This is a genomic window from Afipia sp. P52-10, from assembly GCF_000516555.1.
Taxonomy (GTDB): domain Bacteria; phylum Pseudomonadota; class Alphaproteobacteria; order Rhizobiales; family Xanthobacteraceae; genus P52-10.
Window position 1 is genome coordinate 1241099 of sequence record NZ_AZSJ01000003.1, and the last position, 17020, is coordinate 1258118.

17 protein-coding genes are annotated in these 17020 nt (G+C 64.4%); 8 read left to right on the forward strand and 9 right to left on the reverse strand.

Annotation, left to right across the window (positions count from 1 at the left end):
- Window positions 1–7 precede the first annotated feature (7 nt).
- Window positions 8–316: a hypothetical protein gene (locus X566_RS07185; RefSeq protein WP_152539816.1), complete on the forward strand. Its 309-nt coding sequence runs from the start codon at window positions 8–10 to the stop codon at window positions 314–316.
- 25 nt (window positions 317–341) lie between these two features.
- On the opposite strand, the gene X566_RS23875 is transcribed toward X566_RS07185, so the two are convergent.
- The 3 genes from X566_RS23875 to mtgA form a co-directional block, all read right to left on the reverse strand.
- Window positions 342–971 (reverse strand): hypothetical protein, encoded by a 630-nt coding sequence (locus tag X566_RS23875; protein WP_051443928.1) that lies wholly within the window; start codon window positions 969–971, stop codon window positions 342–344.
- 207 nt (window positions 972–1178) lie between these two features.
- Window positions 1179–1361: a 50S ribosomal protein L32 gene (gene rpmF, locus X566_RS07195; protein WP_024509484.1), complete on the reverse strand. Its 183-nt coding sequence runs from the start codon at window positions 1359–1361 to the stop codon at window positions 1179–1181.
- Window positions 1362–1558: 197 nt separating this feature from the next.
- Complete coding sequence (gene mtgA, locus X566_RS07200; RefSeq protein WP_051443929.1) at window positions 1559–2287, reverse strand: monofunctional biosynthetic peptidoglycan transglycosylase; 729 nt, start codon at window positions 2285–2287, stop codon at window positions 1559–1561.
- Window positions 2288–2441: 154 nt separating this feature from the next.
- Here mtgA and X566_RS07205 point away from each other — a divergent pair, with 154 nt between their 5' ends.
- The 3 genes from X566_RS07205 to X566_RS07220 all read left to right on the forward strand — a co-directional run bounded on the left by X566_RS07205 (window position 2442) and on the right by X566_RS07220 (window position 5929).
- Window positions 2442–3365: a polyprenyl synthetase family protein gene (locus X566_RS07205; protein WP_034464806.1), complete on the forward strand. Its 924-nt coding sequence runs from the start codon at window positions 2442–2444 to the stop codon at window positions 3363–3365.
- Window positions 3366–3548: 183 nt separating this feature from the next.
- Window positions 3549–4232, forward strand: a complete 684-nt coding sequence (locus tag X566_RS07215; RefSeq protein WP_034464810.1) for a DUF1345 domain-containing protein — start codon at window positions 3549–3551, stop codon at window positions 4230–4232.
- A gap of 92 nt (window positions 4233–4324) precedes the next feature.
- The gene (locus X566_RS07220; RefSeq protein ID WP_034468157.1) at window positions 4325–5929 is read left to right on the forward strand and encodes a Na+/H+ antiporter; all 1605 of its coding nucleotides are present in this window, start codon (window positions 4325–4327) and stop codon (window positions 5927–5929) included.
- A gap of 135 nt (window positions 5930–6064) precedes the next feature.
- On the opposite strand, the gene ispG is transcribed toward X566_RS07220, so the two are convergent.
- The 3 genes from ispG to X566_RS07235 form a co-directional block, all read right to left on the reverse strand.
- On the reverse strand, window positions 6065–7342 hold the full coding sequence (gene ispG, locus X566_RS07225) for a flavodoxin-dependent (E)-4-hydroxy-3-methylbut-2-enyl-diphosphate synthase (protein WP_034464813.1): 1278 nt from the start codon (window positions 7340–7342) through the stop codon (window positions 6065–6067).
- Window positions 7343–7637: 295 nt separating this feature from the next.
- Window positions 7638–8555: a DMT family transporter gene (locus X566_RS07230; protein WP_034464816.1), complete on the reverse strand. Its 918-nt coding sequence runs from the start codon at window positions 8553–8555 to the stop codon at window positions 7638–7640.
- 76 nt (window positions 8556–8631) lie between these two features.
- Window positions 8632–9123, reverse strand: a complete 492-nt coding sequence (locus X566_RS07235; RefSeq protein ID WP_034464818.1) for a Fur family transcriptional regulator — start codon at window positions 9121–9123, stop codon at window positions 8632–8634.
- Between the two features lie 314 nt (window positions 9124–9437).
- Here X566_RS07235 and X566_RS07240 point away from each other — a divergent pair, with 314 nt between their 5' ends.
- The 4 genes from X566_RS07240 to X566_RS07255 all read left to right on the forward strand — a co-directional run bounded on the left by X566_RS07240 (window position 9438) and on the right by X566_RS07255 (window position 14120).
- The gene (locus X566_RS07240; RefSeq protein WP_034464820.1) at window positions 9438–10538 is read left to right on the forward strand and encodes a patatin-like phospholipase family protein; all 1101 of its coding nucleotides are present in this window, start codon (window positions 9438–9440) and stop codon (window positions 10536–10538) included.
- A gap of 271 nt (window positions 10539–10809) precedes the next feature.
- Window positions 10810–11292: a MarR family winged helix-turn-helix transcriptional regulator gene (locus X566_RS07245; RefSeq protein ID WP_034468159.1), complete on the forward strand. Its 483-nt coding sequence runs from the start codon at window positions 10810–10812 to the stop codon at window positions 11290–11292.
- Window positions 11285–12448 (forward strand): HlyD family secretion protein, encoded by a 1164-nt coding sequence (locus tag X566_RS07250; protein WP_034464823.1) that lies wholly within the window; start codon window positions 11285–11287, stop codon window positions 12446–12448. Before X566_RS07245 ends, X566_RS07250 begins: the two co-directional genes overlap by 8 nt.
- Window positions 12449–12533: 85 nt before the next feature.
- On the forward strand, window positions 12534–14120 hold the full coding sequence (locus X566_RS07255; protein ID WP_051443930.1) for a DHA2 family efflux MFS transporter permease subunit: 1587 nt from the start codon (window positions 12534–12536) through the stop codon (window positions 14118–14120).
- Between the two features lie 22 nt (window positions 14121–14142).
- On the opposite strand, the gene pcaG is transcribed toward X566_RS07255, so the two are convergent.
- From pcaG to pcaF, 3 genes are all read right to left on the reverse strand, one after another.
- Window positions 14143–14742: a protocatechuate 3,4-dioxygenase subunit alpha gene (pcaG, locus tag X566_RS07260; RefSeq protein WP_034464825.1), complete on the reverse strand. Its 600-nt coding sequence runs from the start codon at window positions 14740–14742 to the stop codon at window positions 14143–14145.
- Window positions 14742–15440: a protocatechuate 3,4-dioxygenase subunit beta gene (pcaH, locus tag X566_RS07265; RefSeq protein WP_034464827.1), complete on the reverse strand. Its 699-nt coding sequence runs from the start codon at window positions 15438–15440 to the stop codon at window positions 14742–14744. Before pcaH ends, pcaG begins: the two co-directional genes overlap by 1 nt.
- Before the next feature lie 118 nt (window positions 15441–15558).
- Window positions 15559–16767 (reverse strand): 3-oxoadipyl-CoA thiolase, encoded by a 1209-nt coding sequence (pcaF, locus tag X566_RS07270; RefSeq protein WP_034464830.1) that lies wholly within the window; start codon window positions 16765–16767, stop codon window positions 15559–15561.
- Window positions 16768–17020 lie beyond the last annotated feature (253 nt).

Sequence of the window (17020 nt, forward strand, 5' to 3'; positions counted from 1 at the left end):
GGACAGGATGGCAATGGCAGACGCGGCAGCAAGCGAATTCAAAGCGTCAGAACCGGGCGCCGATGTCCCGGCAGCGGCAGGCCGCGCACTGGTGCCGTTAACCGAAGCGGCCGCCTCCGCCGAGCTGGTCCACCGCAATCCGCGCCCGGACGCATCCTTTGTCGTCCAGTTGATCGCAACCGCTGCCCACGCGCCGCAGACGCGACCGTTGCGCCGCGCCTGCTCGGGCACCGGCGCGAGGGCCTACAAGGGTTTCGTAATCCGCCAAATCGCAGCGGATATGGTTTCTGGACAAGCGCTCTCGCGGATGGCGTGATCCGATCACCGGCAGCTTCGCCGCTTCAGCGGCGCGGAACGACCGTCGGTTCAGGTGACTGGGCGTCCTGATCTGACGTCATCGACGTCTCGCGATGGCCAGTCTCCTCCACCGGTGGCTTGGGCGGCGGCGGAATGATCACATCAGGTGCAGCCTGGGATGCGGGCGGCGGAGCCGGCGTCGGCTCGGCCTGCACCGGCGCGGGGGCGACAACCGGCGGGGCGGCAGGACGCTCCACCTCGACCGGCGCGGGAGCCGGCGCCACGCGCGCAGCTTTCGGCCGCACGGCGCGGATGGTGATGCCGGCGATAACATCCACGAACGCCAACAGCGTCAGCAGGAAGAAGGTCGAATTGCCGAACTGCTTCTGCGGCAGCATCGCGAACTCGGCGGCGGCGGCCGCGAACACGATGAACGACAGCAGATGATCGGTGAAATACTTCGCCCCCGGCCGCGCCGCCTTCGTCACTTCGAAATACAGGAGCAGCATGCCGAGCGCGATCAGCACGTCGCCGAAGGTGAAGGTCCAGGCGGTCTGCGAGGGCAGGACGAGCGTATAGACCGGCGTGGTTAGATCCACGTCGGGCATGAGAAACGCGACGATGTTGACGATCGCGAGCGGAATCAGCAGCAGCGGGAAACCGATCATCGACATCGGCGGGCCTTCCTGAGCGAATCAAGAATCAAAGGATCGGGGTCAACCGTCCCGTGTGCAAGCCTCGAAACCTGCAGGTCTGAGAGCCGAAACTCCCGGCCGCCGCATGTTGTCTCGAAGCTCTGTAAATCTCGGAGCCCCGTCGCCCGCCAAAAGGCGCCGCCCGTCCTCGTCACGAGCGGCGCACCCGATGCGCATGATGCGCGATCAGGATTCCTTCTTCTTCAAAACCTGGCGACCCTTGTACATGCCGGTCTTGAGGTCGAGATGGTGCGGGCGGCGCAGCTCACCCGAATCCTTGTCCTCGACATAGGTCGGCTTCTTGAGGGCGTCTGCCGAACGGCGCATGCCGCGGCGGGAAGGCGAGGTTTTGCGTCTCGGAACGGCCATAACAAAGTGTCCTTGAACTCATGTTCGCGCGCGCCGCGCGCATGGAAACCACCGATCACAGCGTGATCTTTCCGGAAAACCGGCGATCCACCTTTCCGGATCATGCTCGTGAATGAGCCGCGCTTATAAAGGATGGCTGCGGCCAATTCCAGTCCCGGAACAGCTCTTATGATGGCTGATTCCGCTTAAAATCAGGCTTAGCGGCCGGATTTGCCGGAACCGGGCCTAAAACCAGGCCTGAGACAGGCAGCGATTTCCGGCGCACCGCGGGCGCGCGCCACATAGCGTGCGGCGATCCGACGAACGCCAGGCCCCGGATTGCGGGCGCTGCGGGTCACCGGATTGGGCAGGACGGCAGCCATCAGCGCCGCCTCGTGCGGCGACAGGGAGCGGGCGGAGCGGCCGAACGCATGTCGAGCCCCCGCCTCCGCCCCAAACTGGCCATCCGGTCCCCACTCGGCGATGTTCAGGTAGATTTCCAGCACCCGCCGCTTCGGCAGGATCAGATCGATCCAGAGCGCGAGGGGGAATTCCAGCCCTTTGCGGATGATGCTGCGCCCGCCCCACAGGAACAGGTTCTTGGCGACCTGCTGGGTGATGGTGGAGCCGCCGCGTGCAAAATCGCCATCCTGGGCATCGTCGAGCACCTCCTGCACCGCGTCCCAGTCGATGCCGTTATGACTGCAGAATTTCGCATCCTCGCTCGAGATCACCGTCAACGGCAGTACCGGCGCCATATCGGCGAGGTCTACCCACTCCCGCGTGACAGTCTGCCCAGTGAACCACCGGGCGAGCATCAGCGTCGAAACCGGATGACCGACGCCGTAGAGCGGAACCAGCGCATAAGGCAGCGCCAGCAACAGAATGACGAGGATGACCAGCGTTCGGAACAGCCGCAGGACGGGATTGCGCGATCGATAGGCCATGACGTCGGCAACCCGCCCCTTTCAACGCTGCATTATCCGGTTAACCCTTTGATCGGAAAGGCCTGTGTCGTCGAATGTCAAGTCTGGCACGGATTGACGAGTTCCGCGTCTTGATTGAATGTCGGCCCGAATGGCCCCCTCACAACGGTTTGATATGAACGCGACTTCCGGAAAACCTTTCACCCAGCGCCTCGAAGCCACCGCCTCTGCCACCGAAGCGCTGCTGCTCGAACTCCTCGCGGATAAGCCGCTCGAAAACGAGATCATTCGCCCGCAGCGGCTACTCGAGGCCATGCGATATGGCAGCCTCAATGGCGGCAAGCGGCTGCGACCATTCCTCGTCGTCGAAAGCGCCGCATTGTTCGACGTGCCGCACAGCGCCGCGCTGCTCGCCGGCGCCGCGCTTGAGAGCATCCACTGCTATTCGCTGATCCATGACGACCTGCCGTCGATGGACAACAGCGATCTGCGGCGCGGCAAGCCGACCGCCCACAAGCAGTTCGACGAGGCGACCGCAATCCTCGCAGGCGACGCGCTGTTGACCATTGCCTTCGACATCATCACCCGCGACGAGATCCACCCCAAGGCCGAGGTGAGGCTGAAGCTGACGCGGGCCCTGGCACGCGCATCCGGCATCGGCGGCATGGCCGGCGGGCAGATGATGGATCTCGCCGGCGAAGGCCGCTTCGGCGACAAGACCCCGCCGGACGTGGAGAAGCTGCAGCAGATGAAGACGGGCGCTTTGCTGCATTTCGGCTGCATCGCCGGCGGCCTGCTCGGTGAGGCTTCGGTCAAGGACTACGCCGCACTCGACATCTATGGCAAGGCGCTCGGTGAAGCCTTCCAGATCGCCGACGACCTGCTCGATCTGGAAAGCGACGCGGCGACGCTCGGCAAGCCGGCCGGGCAGGACGATGCGCTCGGCAAGACCACTTTCGTCACCCTGCTCGGCGTCGATGGCGCCAGACAGCGGCTGAAAAATCTCGTCAGCAAAGCCGACGAGGCGCTCGCGGGCTTCGGCGACCGCGCCGACGTGCTGCGCGCCACCGCGCGCTTCGTCGCCGAACGGCAGAACTAGGGCATGGCGGCCGAGCTGCGGAAACCGGTTTCGGACATGACCATGCCGAATCCAGCGCGGCGCGGCCCGTCAGCTTCGGCAAACCTCAAGCAAAACCGGATGCGCGCAGACCTTCCGGCATTGGCATCCAGTGCGGCGATCCGCGCAGCAAACGCCCCGCCGCATCGTTGAGGCCCGCCCGCCATGAACGAAATCGATCATCATGCGCAAATGCTGGATCGCTTTCGTTCGATGTCGCGGCCGATGCGCTTCTTTCGGTCGCGCATGCGGCTGTGGGTTTCGATCGCCGCCGGCATCATCACCCTGCTGGCATTGCCTGCTGACTGGCGGCTGCCGAGCCGCGTGCTGATCGCCTGGGACGTGATCGCTGCACTTTACCTGACCCTGGCTTATACGATGGTCTGGAAGACCAAACCCTCGATCATCCGGAGGCATGCCTTGATCCAGGATGACGGCCGGTTCGTCATCCTGATCTTCACAGCGGCAGCCGCCCTCGCAAGCCTCGGCGCGATCATGGCGGAGTTCGGCGCGGCCGGGCGCACGCCGCTGCAAATCGCCTTCGCGATCACGACCGTCGTGCTGTCCTGGGTGATGGTGCACACGATTTTCGCGCTGCATTACGCGCATGAATACTATCGCAAGCAGGAGGCGGGCAGCGGCCTCAGCTTTCCCGGCGACGACAAGCCGGACTACTGGGACTTCGCCTACTTCGCCTTCGTGATCGGCATGACGGCGCAGACCTCGGACGTTGCGATCACCGACCGCACGATCCGCCGGACGGCGGTCGCCCACGGCATCGTCTCGTTCATCTTCAACACCGCGCTGCTCGCGCTGATGGTCAACATCGCCGCCAGCGCGATCAGTTGAAGGCGTCCAGGCCGAATATCGCCACATCCGGTACCGGACCGTATTGACCGCCGCGGCGGCACGCGCCAATGACAGTCCCCGAGGAGACCGTCGTGGAAGCGAGTTTTCAAATCTTCCTGGTTCTGCTTGCGGTGCTTGCCACTGTGGCCCTCCTCGCACGGCGCCTCGACATGGCGCCAGCCATCCTGCTGCTCGTCACCGGCAGCGGCATCGCCTTCGTTCCCGGCGTGCCGCGGCTCGAACTGCCGCCGGATCTCGTGTTGCTGCTGATCCTGCCGCCGCTGATCTATTCGGCGAGCGTCGCCATGAGCTGGCGCGACTTCAAGGCCAACATCCGGCCGATCGCCCTGCTCGCCATTGGCTGCGTGATCTTCACCGCCTGCGCGGTCGCGACCGCGACCCATCTCCTGCTGGGCCTGCCCTGGAGCGTCGGCTTCCTGCTCGGCGCCATCGTCGCACCGCCGGACGTTGTCGCGCCGCTGGCGATCGCCCGCCGCCTGCGCCTGCCCCGGCGTATCCTGATCGTGCTCGAAGGCGAAGGGCTGGCGAACGACGCCACCGCACTGATCCTCTATCGCTTCGCAGTAATCGCGATCACGACCGGCTCGTTCTCGCTGACGCGGGCCAGCGCCACCTTCGTCGCCATCGTCATCGGCGAGGTGGTGTTCGGGCTGGCGATCGGCTGGCTGTCGCTGCGCCTGCGCCGATGGGCCAATGACCCGAAAGTCGAGATCATCTTCTCCCTCATCACGCCCTATCTCTCGTTCTGGATTCCCGAGCACTTCGGCGGCTCCGGCGTGCTCGCCACCGTCGCCTGCGGCCTCTACATCAGCTGGAACGGGCCGCTGCTGATCTCCTCGGCAACACGTCTGCAAGGCATCTTCTTCTGGGACCTCGTGATCTACCTGACCGAGGGATCGCTGTTCCTTTTGACCGGCTTCCAGATGCGATCGCTGATCGAGAAGTCGAAGGCGTTTCCGCTCAATGACATTCTGATCGCCATCGGCCTCGTCACCGCCGTCGTCATCGTTGCGCGCTTTGCCTGGATCTTCCCCGGCGCCTATCTCGCCCAACTGTTGCGCGGGCGGCTGTCGCTCGAAGAGGCGAAGATGCCCTGGCGCTCAGTTTTCGTCGTCGCCTTCACCGGCGTTCGCGGCGCGGTCTCGCTGGCGGCCGCCCTCGCACTGCCGCTGGCGCTGCCAAGCGGCGACAGCTTCCCCTATCGCGACCTGATCCTGTTCGTGGCCTTCGGCGTGATCCTGTTCACCTTGGTCGGGCTCGGGCTATGCCTGCCGCTGGTGGTGAAAATGCTCGGCATCAGCCATTTCGGCAACGACGAATACCGTCGCGAGCGGATCGCCGAGATCAAGGCGCGGCGGGAAGCGCTCGAAGATGTCCGCCGAACGCTAACCGAGATCACCGACAATCGCGAGGTGGCCGACGAAATCGTTGCCCAGCTCAACACCCGCCACGCGCATCGCGCGAGCCAGCTTCCCGATCCGGACAAGGAGATGGCGGCGGACATCTTCACGCTGAGCGGCAAGATGCATCGCGAGCTGATCGCCGAGGAGCGTCGTTTCCTGCACAAGATGCTGCGCGACGGCCAGATCACCGACGAGACCCGGCGGCGAATCGAGCGCGACCTCGATCTGGAGGAAGCGAGCATCGGCAACCGCGAGCATACCGACCCGCTGTAATGCACGGCGCCTGCCGTCACATGAATGTCGGAGTTCAGGCGAAACGATTTCCGCTTCGCTCGCAGTCACCCAACAAAAATCCCGCTGCAGCAACCGCAGCAGGAATTTTCTTCACTTGAGGATAGGCGTCGCGCCTTACTCGGCGGCCGTGCGCCCGCCGGCGCCAAAGCGGTGATCGATATACTGGATCACCATCTCCTTGAAATCGGCGGCGATGGTCGGTCCGCGCAGCGTGCGGAACTTCTTGCCGTCGACGAACACCGGCGCCGCGGGGCTTTCGCCGGTGCCGGGCAGCGAGATGCCGATATCGGCATGCTTGGATTCGCCGGGACCGTTGACGATGCAGCCCATCACCGCGACGTTGAGACTCTCGACGCCGGGATATTTCGTCTTCCAAGTCGGCATCTCATCGCGGATGAAGGCCTGGATCTCACCGGCGAGCTCCTGGAACACGGTGGAGGTGGTGCGGCCGCAGCCGGGGCAGGCCGCAACCAACGGCACGAAGGTACGGAAACCCATGGTCTGCAGGATTTCCTGACCAACCTGGACTTCGAGGGTGCGATCGCCGCCAGGCTCCGGCGTCAGTGACACGCGGATGGTATCGCCGATGCCTTCCTGCAGCAGCACGCCGAGCGCTGCCGATGACGCGACGATGCCCTTCGAGCCCATGCCGGCTTCGGTGAGGCCGAGGTGAATCGTGTAGTCGGACCGGCGCGCAAGCTCGCGATAGACCGCGATCAGATCCTGCACCGCCGAAACCTTCGCCGACAGAATGATGCGATCGCGCGCGAGACCAATCTCTTCCGCCCGCGCGGCCGACAGCAATGCCGACTGCACCATCGCCTCGCGCATCACCGCGCGGGCATCCTTCGGGTTAGCCGATGCTGCGTTTTCGTCCATCATCTTCGCCAGCAGCTCCTGGTCGAGCGAGCCCCAGTTGGCGCCGATGCGCACGGTCTTGCCGTACTTGATCGCCATCTCGACGATGGTCGAGAACTGGGTGTCGCGCTTGTCCTTGAAGCCGACATTGCCGGGGTTGATGCGGTACTTCGCCAGCGCCTCGGCGCAGGCCGGATGATCGGCGAGCAGCTTGTGGCCGATGTAGTGGAAGTCGCCGATCAGCGGCACCTTGATGCCGCGCTTGTCCAGGCCCTCGCGGATGTGCGGGACAGCGGCAGCGGCTTCGTCGCGATCGACGGTGATGCGCACGAGCTCGGAGCCGGCGCGGGCGAGCGCCGCCACCTGCGCGATCGTGCCCTGCACGTCGGCCGTGTCGGTATTGGTCATCGATTGCACGACGATCGGCGCTCCGCCGCCGACTTTCACGCCGCCGACGGTCACCGGAACGCTGATACGGCGGGGACTCGGGCCGGCAATATCAACGTCGGCGGCTACGTTCGCGATCTTGTTCATCGTCAATTCCTGGGGGCTAACGGTTGCGCATCGCGTGACCGAACATGATCCGGGCAGGCATGACCGTGCTGCCCATCACGCGGCGCTGCGCCTGAATATCAGGTCTCTATGACGCCGTTCAACCGCCAATGGTTCAAAACAGGCCCGAAGCGGGCGCAAGGCGGCCGATCAGCGGGCTAAATCCGCCGTTTTGGTTGATTTTGCGGGTAATCGGCTCCGGAAACAGGTTCCGGCACCCGACCTCGGCGGAATGTCACCGAAACGTTAAAATCGGCCCCACGTTGCGACCTGGGATTCAGCTCCGCCGCCCCGGCTTGTTGACCAGAAACAGGCCCGCGATCACCAGCGCCACCGCCGCCGCGAACGCCGGCGTGACCGGCTCGTTCAGGATCAGATGGCCCGCGGCGACGCCGAACAGTGGGGTGATGAAGGTGAACGCCGTCAGCTTGCTGGCTGAATAGTGCTTCATCAGCACGTACCAGAGAAGGAACGTGATCCCGACCACCCAGACCGTCTGGTACACCAGCGAGCCCAGCGCCACCGGCCCCGGCATCGCCGTCATGGTCTCGCCGAGCGCGAGCGAGCCGAGCCCCAGCAGCGGCGCGGAGACCCCGGTCTGGTAGACCAGCGTCTTTTCAGCAGGCGCCTTCGACAGATTGCTCGCCTTGAAGATCAGCGTCGTGCCGCCCCAGCCCAGCGCGCCGAGCAGCAGCAGCATGTCTCCGAACAGCACCGTCGAATCGACATCCGCCTGTGGCACGCCGATGGCGACGACGATACCGAGGAAAGCGAGCCCGAGCCCGCCCCATTGCGCCGGACGCAGCGTCTCGCCGAGCAGGTTGACCGCGCCGAAGGCGACGAACAGCGGCGCCGTGTAGAGGAAGATCACCGCGCGGCTGGCCGTGGTGTAGATCAGGCCGAAGAAGATCAGCACGAACTCGGTGGCGAACACCGCGCCCATCAACAACCCCGCCTTCAGCGTACCATCGCGGCGGAACAACGGAATGCCGCGAAACCAGGATGCGACGACGATCACTACGAAACCGCCGATCGAGCGAACCGTCGCCTGCATCAGCGGAGGCACCTCCGGCAGCGCGAGTTTCACCATGACATTATTGATGCCCCAGCTCAGGCAGAGCAGAAGCATGATGCTGACGGCGAAGAAATCGAGCGGACGCGCGGGCGGCAGTGCCGCCTCTGTTGACTGCGCCATGATGTGAATGCCCCGGGTTGGACCGTTCGCGCCGCTGATGCGCTGGACCGTCGTGTCTTGTTTCTTTCTCGGTCGATCAGGCGGCCTTGCTGCAGTTGGCGCAGACGCCGGTGATCTCGACCACCGTCATCTTCGGCGAAAAACCGGTTGCACGCGCGCCTTCGATCAGTGGCTGGGTGATGCTGGACGCCGGCACTTCACCGACCGCGCCGCAGCGCTCGCAGATCAGGAAAGCGACCGTCGCCGACGATTCGTGATTATGCGCGCAAGCCAGAAACGCGTTGCGGCTCTCGATGCGATGCACGAGACCGTTTTCCATCAGGAAATCGAGCGCGCGATAGACGGTGATGGGAGCCGGGCGTGCAACGCGAGCTGCAAGCTGTTCGATCACGTCATAGGCGCCGAGCGGGCGGTGGCTCGACAACAGCGCTTCCAGCACCTGCCGGCGGATCGGCGTAAAGCGCTGACCGCGCTGCTGGCAAATGGACTCCGCATGCGCAAGCGCATCGGCTGCGCAGCGGCCATGGTCGTGACCCGGTTCGTGAAAGATCGGTGCAGCCTCGGACATGACACTTATCTAGGGACTTGAGTGAGCGGCCGCACCTCGCAGCGGCCGCGGTTCCGCGCAAGGACCGAATCGGCGACCTCACGACAATGTGCATAGTGTCTGCGCAGCGCGCGCTGCGCAAATGTTGTGCTATGCAATATCACATATTGCACCGCAATATTCTCGTCTTATCTCGCCTGTAGACGCCAAATCCGGAACGGCTGTCCGCGCTGATCCGGACTCGCAGCATGCCCGCCTGAGCGGGCATGATCGGTTTTCGAGCATCTGACTTCCGTTTCCGCGCGTCATAGACCCAACAGCGTCGAGGATCTCCGGTGGTAAGTCTCAAATCCTACCTTGAAGGCCTGACCAGTCTGCGCCTGGACGGCAGACGCGAGAAGACCGGCGATGGCCGCAAGAAAGTGAACCTTGCCCTGCAGGGCGGCGGCGCCCATGGCGCCTTCACCTGGGGCGTCGTCGATCACCTGCTTGCCGACGGCCGGTTGGAGATCGCCGGCATCTCCGGCGCATCCGCAGGCGCCATCAACGCCGTAATGATCGTCGACGGGCTCGCACGCGGCGGGCCCGAGGAAGCGCGGAAACGGCTTGCGGCCTTCTGGCGCGCGGCGAGCGCGGGCGGTGACCTGCCCCCTGTCCAGCGCGTGGTGGCGGATCGGCTATTCTCGCTGCTGCCGTTTGCGGCCACCCCCGTCCAGGGCTGGTTTGAAACCATGGCGCGCTATTTCTCGCCTTACGACCTCAACCCGCTCAACATCAATCCATTGCGCGGCCTGATCGAACGCTATGTCGATTTCGGCGCGGTTCGCAGCAGCGACATTGAACTCTTCGTCTCCACCACCAATGTCCACACCGGCCGCATGCGAATCTTCCCGCGCGACAAGGTGGATGCCGACGTGGTGATGGCGTCCGCCGCGCTGCCGTTCCTGTTTCGCGCCGTGGAGATCGAGGGGGTGCCGTATTGGGACGGTGGCTACATGAGCAACCCGCCGATGTTTCCGTTCCTGCGCACCACCGAGGCCGACGACATCATCGTCGTACAGATCAATCCAGTGCAGCGCGAGACGACACCGCGCACCTCGGGCGAGATCGTCAACCGGCTGAACGAGATCACTTTCAACTCGGCACTGATCGCCGAGATGCGGACGATGGACTTCGTTAACCGGCTGATCGACGACGGTCAGCTCACCCCGGAGGACAACCGCTATCGCCGCCTCAACATCCACCGCATCCATCTCGGCGGGCTCGGCACGCGGCTGAACGGATCGAGCAAGCTCAAAACCGATTTCCAGTTCTTCGACCTGTTGCGGCGGGCCGGCCAGCGCGCCGCGCGCCGCTTCCTCGATCAGCATTTCGATACCATCGGCGTACGCTCCAGCGTGGATGTCGCCGCCGAATCCAGCGTCGAGTGGGCGTGAGGCGAGACGCGTCGCACCGCCTGCCCACACACACCGCCGGCAACACCTTAGCTTGGCTCAAGGCTGGCGCCGCTGGCTAGCGGCCTTGTCCTCGACGTTGTTTGCCCGGCCGCGCTGCAACGCACCACGACATGCCGAAAAGGCCCGATCTCGCGGCGCAACATGCATGCGCGAATTGCAGGCACGGTGCGCAATAATTCTCATATTCAATTTCATGAGCTAGCTTATCGTTTCCAGAATGCCGACGGAATCGGCCACGGAAACGACAAGCATGCTAGCGAGGAATCCCGATCATCATTTCATCTTCGCGCTAGCCGATCTGCAGCGCGCCGTGCGCGCCTATGCGGACCAGCAGGCGGCACGTTATGGGCTGACACGTGCGCAATGGGCAGTGCTGGTGAAGGTGTATCGGGAAGAGGGGCTGCAACAGGCGAAGCTTGCAAAGCTGCTCGACATCCAGCCGATCACGTTGACCCGGCTGGTGGACAGGCTCTGCAGCAGCGGCCTGGTGGAGCGTCGCCCTGACGCGAGCGATCGCCGCGTCAATCGTCTCTATCTCACGCCCACGGCACGTCCGTTGATGGCGAAGCTGCGCACGCTGCGCGATGAAATCAACCAGACCGCGCTGTCGCACTTAAAACCTGCCGAGGCGGATCGCCTGATCGCCCAGCTCGAGCAGATCAAGGCCAACGTCCGCGCCGCCTATCGCAGCCAATGCCAGGCGAAGAAGCGCAAGGAGCGCCGCCATGGCTGATCCCGTCCTGAAATTCCCCAACGAACAGCCGGCGGCCGCCGCCGGCACTGGCAACCGGCTGCTGGCAGGCCGCTCCAACAAGATGCGCCGACTGATCCTGCTGGTGGTGATCCCGCTGGTGGTGGCCGTGGCGGGCCTCGCCTTTTATCTCTCCGGCGGCCGCTACATGACCACCGACAACGCGTATGTCGGCGCGCAGAAAGTGCTGGTGACGCCGGACATCTCCGGCAAGATCGCCAAGGTGGTCGTGCGCGAAGGGCAGCGGGTGCAGGTCGGCGACGTGCTGTTCGAGATCGATGCCGAGCCGTTCCGCCTCGCCTTGCTGCAGGCGGAGGCTCGCATCGCCACCACTCGCACCGATCACGCCAACCTGCAGACCAACGATCGCGCGCTGGGCCGCATGATAGAGCTCGCCCAGAAGACCGCCGAACTGAAACGGCTGGACGTTGAGCGGAAATCGACGCTGATGGCCAACCGCTCCGGATCGCAGTTCGACCTCGATGCATCGAACGGGCAACTGGTGATCGCGCAAACGCAAGTCGAGCAATTGAGCCAGCAGCAGGCCGGCATCCGTAATCAGTTGCTCAACAATCCCGACCTGCCGCTGGAGCAGTTCCCGCCCTACATGCAGGCGAAGGCCCAACTCGATCAGGCTCAGCGCGACCTGAACCATACGATCGTGCGCGCGCCGCTCGCCGGCAATGCTACCCAGGTCGACAACATTCAGCTCGGCCGCTACGTCAACGCCGGGACGCCGGTGCTGAGCATCATCGACGACGCCAACCCGTGGGTCGATGCCAATCCGAAGGAAACCGACTTCACCTATGTCTCGGTCGGCCAGAAGGTCACGGTGGTTGTCGATGCATTTCCGAACCACACCTTCACCGGCCGCATCAGTTCGCTGAGTCCGGGCACCGGCGCGCAATTCGCGATCCTGCCGCCGCAGAATGCCAGCGGCAACTGGGTGAAAGTGGTGCAGCGGGTGCCTATCCGCATCACCTTCGATCCGGACGAGAGCACAGCTAAGCTGCGCGCCGGCATGAGTGCGTATGTCTCAGTCGATACCGGCCGGAGCCGCTCACTGCTGGCGTTGCTCGGCTTGGCCGCGCCGGCGCAGGAGGCCGCGAAGAGCGCGGCCGCCGCAACCAGCCGATGATCTCAAACCCATGACTCAGGGCCACGAGCATGATCCAGGATCCATGATTCAGCTCCGATGACTCAGCGCCAATGACCCTGCTCCCATGAACCTGCTCGCCACGCCTGCGAATGCTCCCGGCCCGCGGCGGGTGATCGTCACCACCTGCGCGATGGCAGGCTCGGTGATGCAGACACTGGACTCGACCATCGCCAACGTGGCGCTGCCGTTCATGCAGGGCTCGCTGTCGGCCTCGCTCGACCAGATCAACTGGGTGCTGACCTCCTACATCGTCGCCGCCGCCATCATGACGGCGCCGGTCGGCTGGCTCGCCGCCCGCTTCGGCCGCAAGCGGCTGTTCGTCACCTGCACCGCGACCTTCACCGTCGCGTCGGTGCTGTGCGGCTTGTCGCAGGATCTGACCCAGCTCGTGATCTTCCGTCTGCTGCAGGGCGCCGCCGGTGCGGCGCTGATCCCGCTGTCGCAATCGCTGGTGATCGACCTCTATCCCGCCCACGAGCGCCCCAAGGCGCAATCGATCTTCGGCATGGGGATCATGCTCGGGCCGATCATGGGTCCGACGCTGGGTGCCTGGCTGACCGACGCCTATTCCTGGCACTGGGTCTTTCTGGTCAACGTGCCGTTCGGCCTGATCGCCACCTGTGGCCTGCTGCTGTTCATGGAGGAAACGCCGCCGGACCCGCGACTGAAGTTCGACTGGTTCGGCTTCGTCGCACTGGCGATCGGCATCGGCGCGCTGCAGCTCGCGCTCGACCGCGGCGAGCAGGTCGGCTGGTTCGAGTCCAGCGAGATTATCGCCTACGCGATCGTGTCGGCCGCCGGCATCTACTATTTCCTCGCCCACTCGCTGACGACGCCGGAGCCGTTCATCCGCTTCGATCTGTTCAAGGACCGCAACTATGCCTCCGCCACCGTGTTCATGGGGGTGATGGCGGTGGTGCTGTTTTCCACCATGGCACTGGTATCACCGTTCCTGCAGAACGTCGGCGGCCATCCGGTGCTGTCGGCGGGCTTGATCCTGTCGTCGCGCGGCGTCGGCACCTTCTTCGCGATGATGACCATCCGCTCCTCGATGCGCTACATCGAGGCGCGCACGACGATGATGGCCGGCCTCGCGCTCACCGCCTTCACCCTCTACCTGATGTCGGGCTTCACCAACGACACCACGGCGAAGACCATCTTCATGGTCGGCGCGATCCAAGGCTTTGCCTTCGGCATGGTGTTCGTCTCCGTCAACACAGTCGCGTTTCTCACCCTGCCGGACCACCTGCGCACCTACGGCTCCTCATTCCAGACGCTGGTGCGCAACATCTCCTCATCCTTTGGCATTTCGGTCGTGATCTCCCAGCTGACCGAGGGCGCGCGTCGCTCGCGGGCCGAGCTTGGTGACTTCGTCAATCCGTTCAACGATGCGCTGAAGATGCCCGACGTCACCCGCATCATGGACATCACCACCGACAGCGGCCGCGCCCTCGCCGAGCAGATGCTGAGCATGCAGGCGCTGATCATTGCTTATGCCAACGATTTCCGCCTGCTGACGATCTTCGCGTTGTGCGCACTGCCGGTGGCGCTGATCATCGGCAAGACGAAGGAAACCTTCCGCGAGAAGACGCGCGTGCCCGTGGAGCTGCAACGGCGTCCACCCGAACCGCAGGGCGAACCGGCGGAGTAGCGCCGGCTCGGCCATTTACCGGTCAGATATCGAAGAACACCGTCTCGCGATCGCCCTGGATGCGAAAATCGATGCGATAGACGGCATCCTTGGCAGCCGCATCGCGCTGCGCGATCAGCGTCCCCCGCCGCTCGGCTGGCACCAGTTTCAGGATCGGATCGTCGGCATTTGCCGCTTCGTCCGAGAAATAGATGCGCGTGAACAGATGGCTGAGGATGCCGCGCATATGCACGGCGACGACGATGTGCGGCGCCTGCAGCGCACCGTTCGGCCCAGGCACTCGGCCGGGCTTGACGGTGTCGAACGCGAACCGGCCGGCCATGTCGCTCTCAACCCGGCCGAACCCCTTGAAGGAGGAATTGGTCCGGTTCGGATCGCGTGGGTGCGCGTAGCGTCCCTGCCCGTCCGCCTGCCATATCTCGAACAGAATGCCGTCGATCGGCGCACCGTCGCCATCGACCATGCGGCCTTCGATGCGGATACGCTCGCCGACCGCATCCGGCGTCACCAGATCGTTGCCGACAAGCTGCTTCCAATCGTAATTGGTCTTGCCGACCTCGTTCGGCGTCAGCGCGGGCGCAGCGAACGGCCCGATCGTCTGCGACGGCGTGATTCCGCTCATCAATCCGGATCCTCGGGCGTTGCATTGCGTCCGCGCAGCACGACATCGAAGCGATAGGCCAGTGCCCAGTCCGGCACGGTGTTCTCAAGATCGAACGCCGAGATCAGCCGCTGGCGCGCCGCGAGCGGAATCGACTGCGAGATCGGATCGAACGCAAACAGCGGATCGCCCGGAAAGTACATCTGCGTCACAAGACGGGAGGTGAAGGCGGAACCAAACAGCGACAGATGGATGTGTGCAGGCCGCCAGGCGTTGTGGTGATTGGCCCACGGGTAGGCACCCGGCTTGATGGTGATGAACTTGTAGCGGCCCTCGCTATCTGTCACCACGCGGCCGGAGCCGGTGAAGTTCGGATCGAGCGGCGCAGGATGCTGATCGTTGGCATGGGTGTAACGGCCGCAGGCATTGGCCTGCCAGATCTCGATCAGCGTGTCGGGCACGCCGCGGCCATCCTCATCGACCACGCGGCCATGCACGATGATGCGCTCGCCGAGCGGTTCGTCCGCGTGCTGCCGCGTCAGATCGTGATCGGTCTCACCCACGGCGTCGTGGCCATAGACCGGCCCGGTCAGCTCCGAAAGCGTGTGCGGAATGATGACGAGCGGCTTCACCGGCGCGCGGCGGACCGTGCTCTTGTAATCGGGATAGAGAAGCGGCGGATGGGCCTTCTTGCTGTCCAGCGGATAGACGATGCTCATACGCTTACGTCTCCCTTGCCTGCGTCTCCCGGCGCATTTTTATCGCGGCGGACAACAGCCGCGCCGCTCCGGGGTGAGCCTAGCACACACCCCGAAACAGCCTCAATCGAGCCTCAGCTCAATTCAGCTTCTCGATCGCCACGGCGACGCCCTGGCCGACGCCGACGCACATGGTCGCGAGCGCGAGCTTGCCGCCACGCTTCTCCATGCCGTGCAGCGCAGTCATCGCGATGCGGGTGCCGCTCATGCCGAGCGGGTGACCGAGCGCAATCGCGCCGCCATGCGGATTGACGAAGTCGGCATCTTCCTTGACGCCGAGCTGACGCAGCACCGCAATGCCCTGCGAGGCGAAGGCCTCATTGAGCTCGATCAGATCGAAATCGCTGATCTTCAGGCCGAGGCGCTCCATCAGCTTGCGGGCGGCCGGAACCGGACCGATGCCCATCACCCGCGGCGGCACCGCGCCGGAGGCAAGGCCAAGAATCTTGCCACGCGGCTTCAAGCCATACTTCTCGACCGCTGCCGCCGAGGCGAGGATCATCGCCGCCGCGCCATCATTGACGCCCGACGAGTTGCCGGCCGTCACCGTGCCCGGATTGCGGAAAGCGGGCCGCAGCTTGGCGAGACCTTCCAGCGTGGTCTCGGGGCGTGGATGCTCGTCCTTGTCGACGGTGACCGGACCTGCCTTGCCGCCCGGAATGGTGACCGGAACGATCTCTTCGGCGAAATAACCGGAGGCGATCGCCTGGCCGGCTCGCTGCTGCGAGCGGATCGCGAACGCATCCTGATCGGCGCGCGAGACCTGGAACTCCTCGGCGACGTTCTCGCCGGTCTCTCCCATGGCATCGACGCCGTACTGCTGCTTCATCAGCGGATTGACGAAACGCCAGCCGATGGTGGTGTCGTAGATTTCCGCCGACCGCGAGAACGCCTCCGACGCCTTGCCCATCACGAACGGGGCACGGGTCATCGATTCCACGCCGCCGGCAATGCCGAGATCGATCTCGCCTGCGCGAATGCCGCGCGCGACGCTGCCGACCGCATCGAGACCCGACGCGCAGAGCCGGTTCACCGTCTGCGCCGGAACCGAATCGGGATAGCCGGCCAGCAGCACCGCCATGCGGGCGACGTTGCGATTGTCCTCGCCCGCCTGGTTGGCGCAACCGAACACGACTTCGTCGATGCCGGCCAGATCGAGGCTCGGATTGCGCTCCTTCAGCGCCTTCAGCGGGATCGCGCCGAGATCGTCGGTACGGACCTTCGCCAGCGAGCCGCCAAACCGACCGATCGGCGTCCGAACCGCGTCACAAATAAAGACATCACGCATGGTGGCTGCTCCTCCCGCCTTTGTCGGCGCGTTGCTGTTGTGGGGCATTCAAGGTTGTCGAACGGTTTTATGGAGGGGGCAAGGCCAGGTCAAATGTCAAATCTTGGGCCATGCGTGCGGCCGGTCAGTTTCTCCGGATCAGCCATTTTCTCCAGATCAGCCATGCATCCGCCAAGGTGCGCGCCTAATGGCGCCGCTCCGGCTTGCCTTTTCCGCCGCTTGCTGGCGTGATCCAGCCAGACGTTTCGGGGAC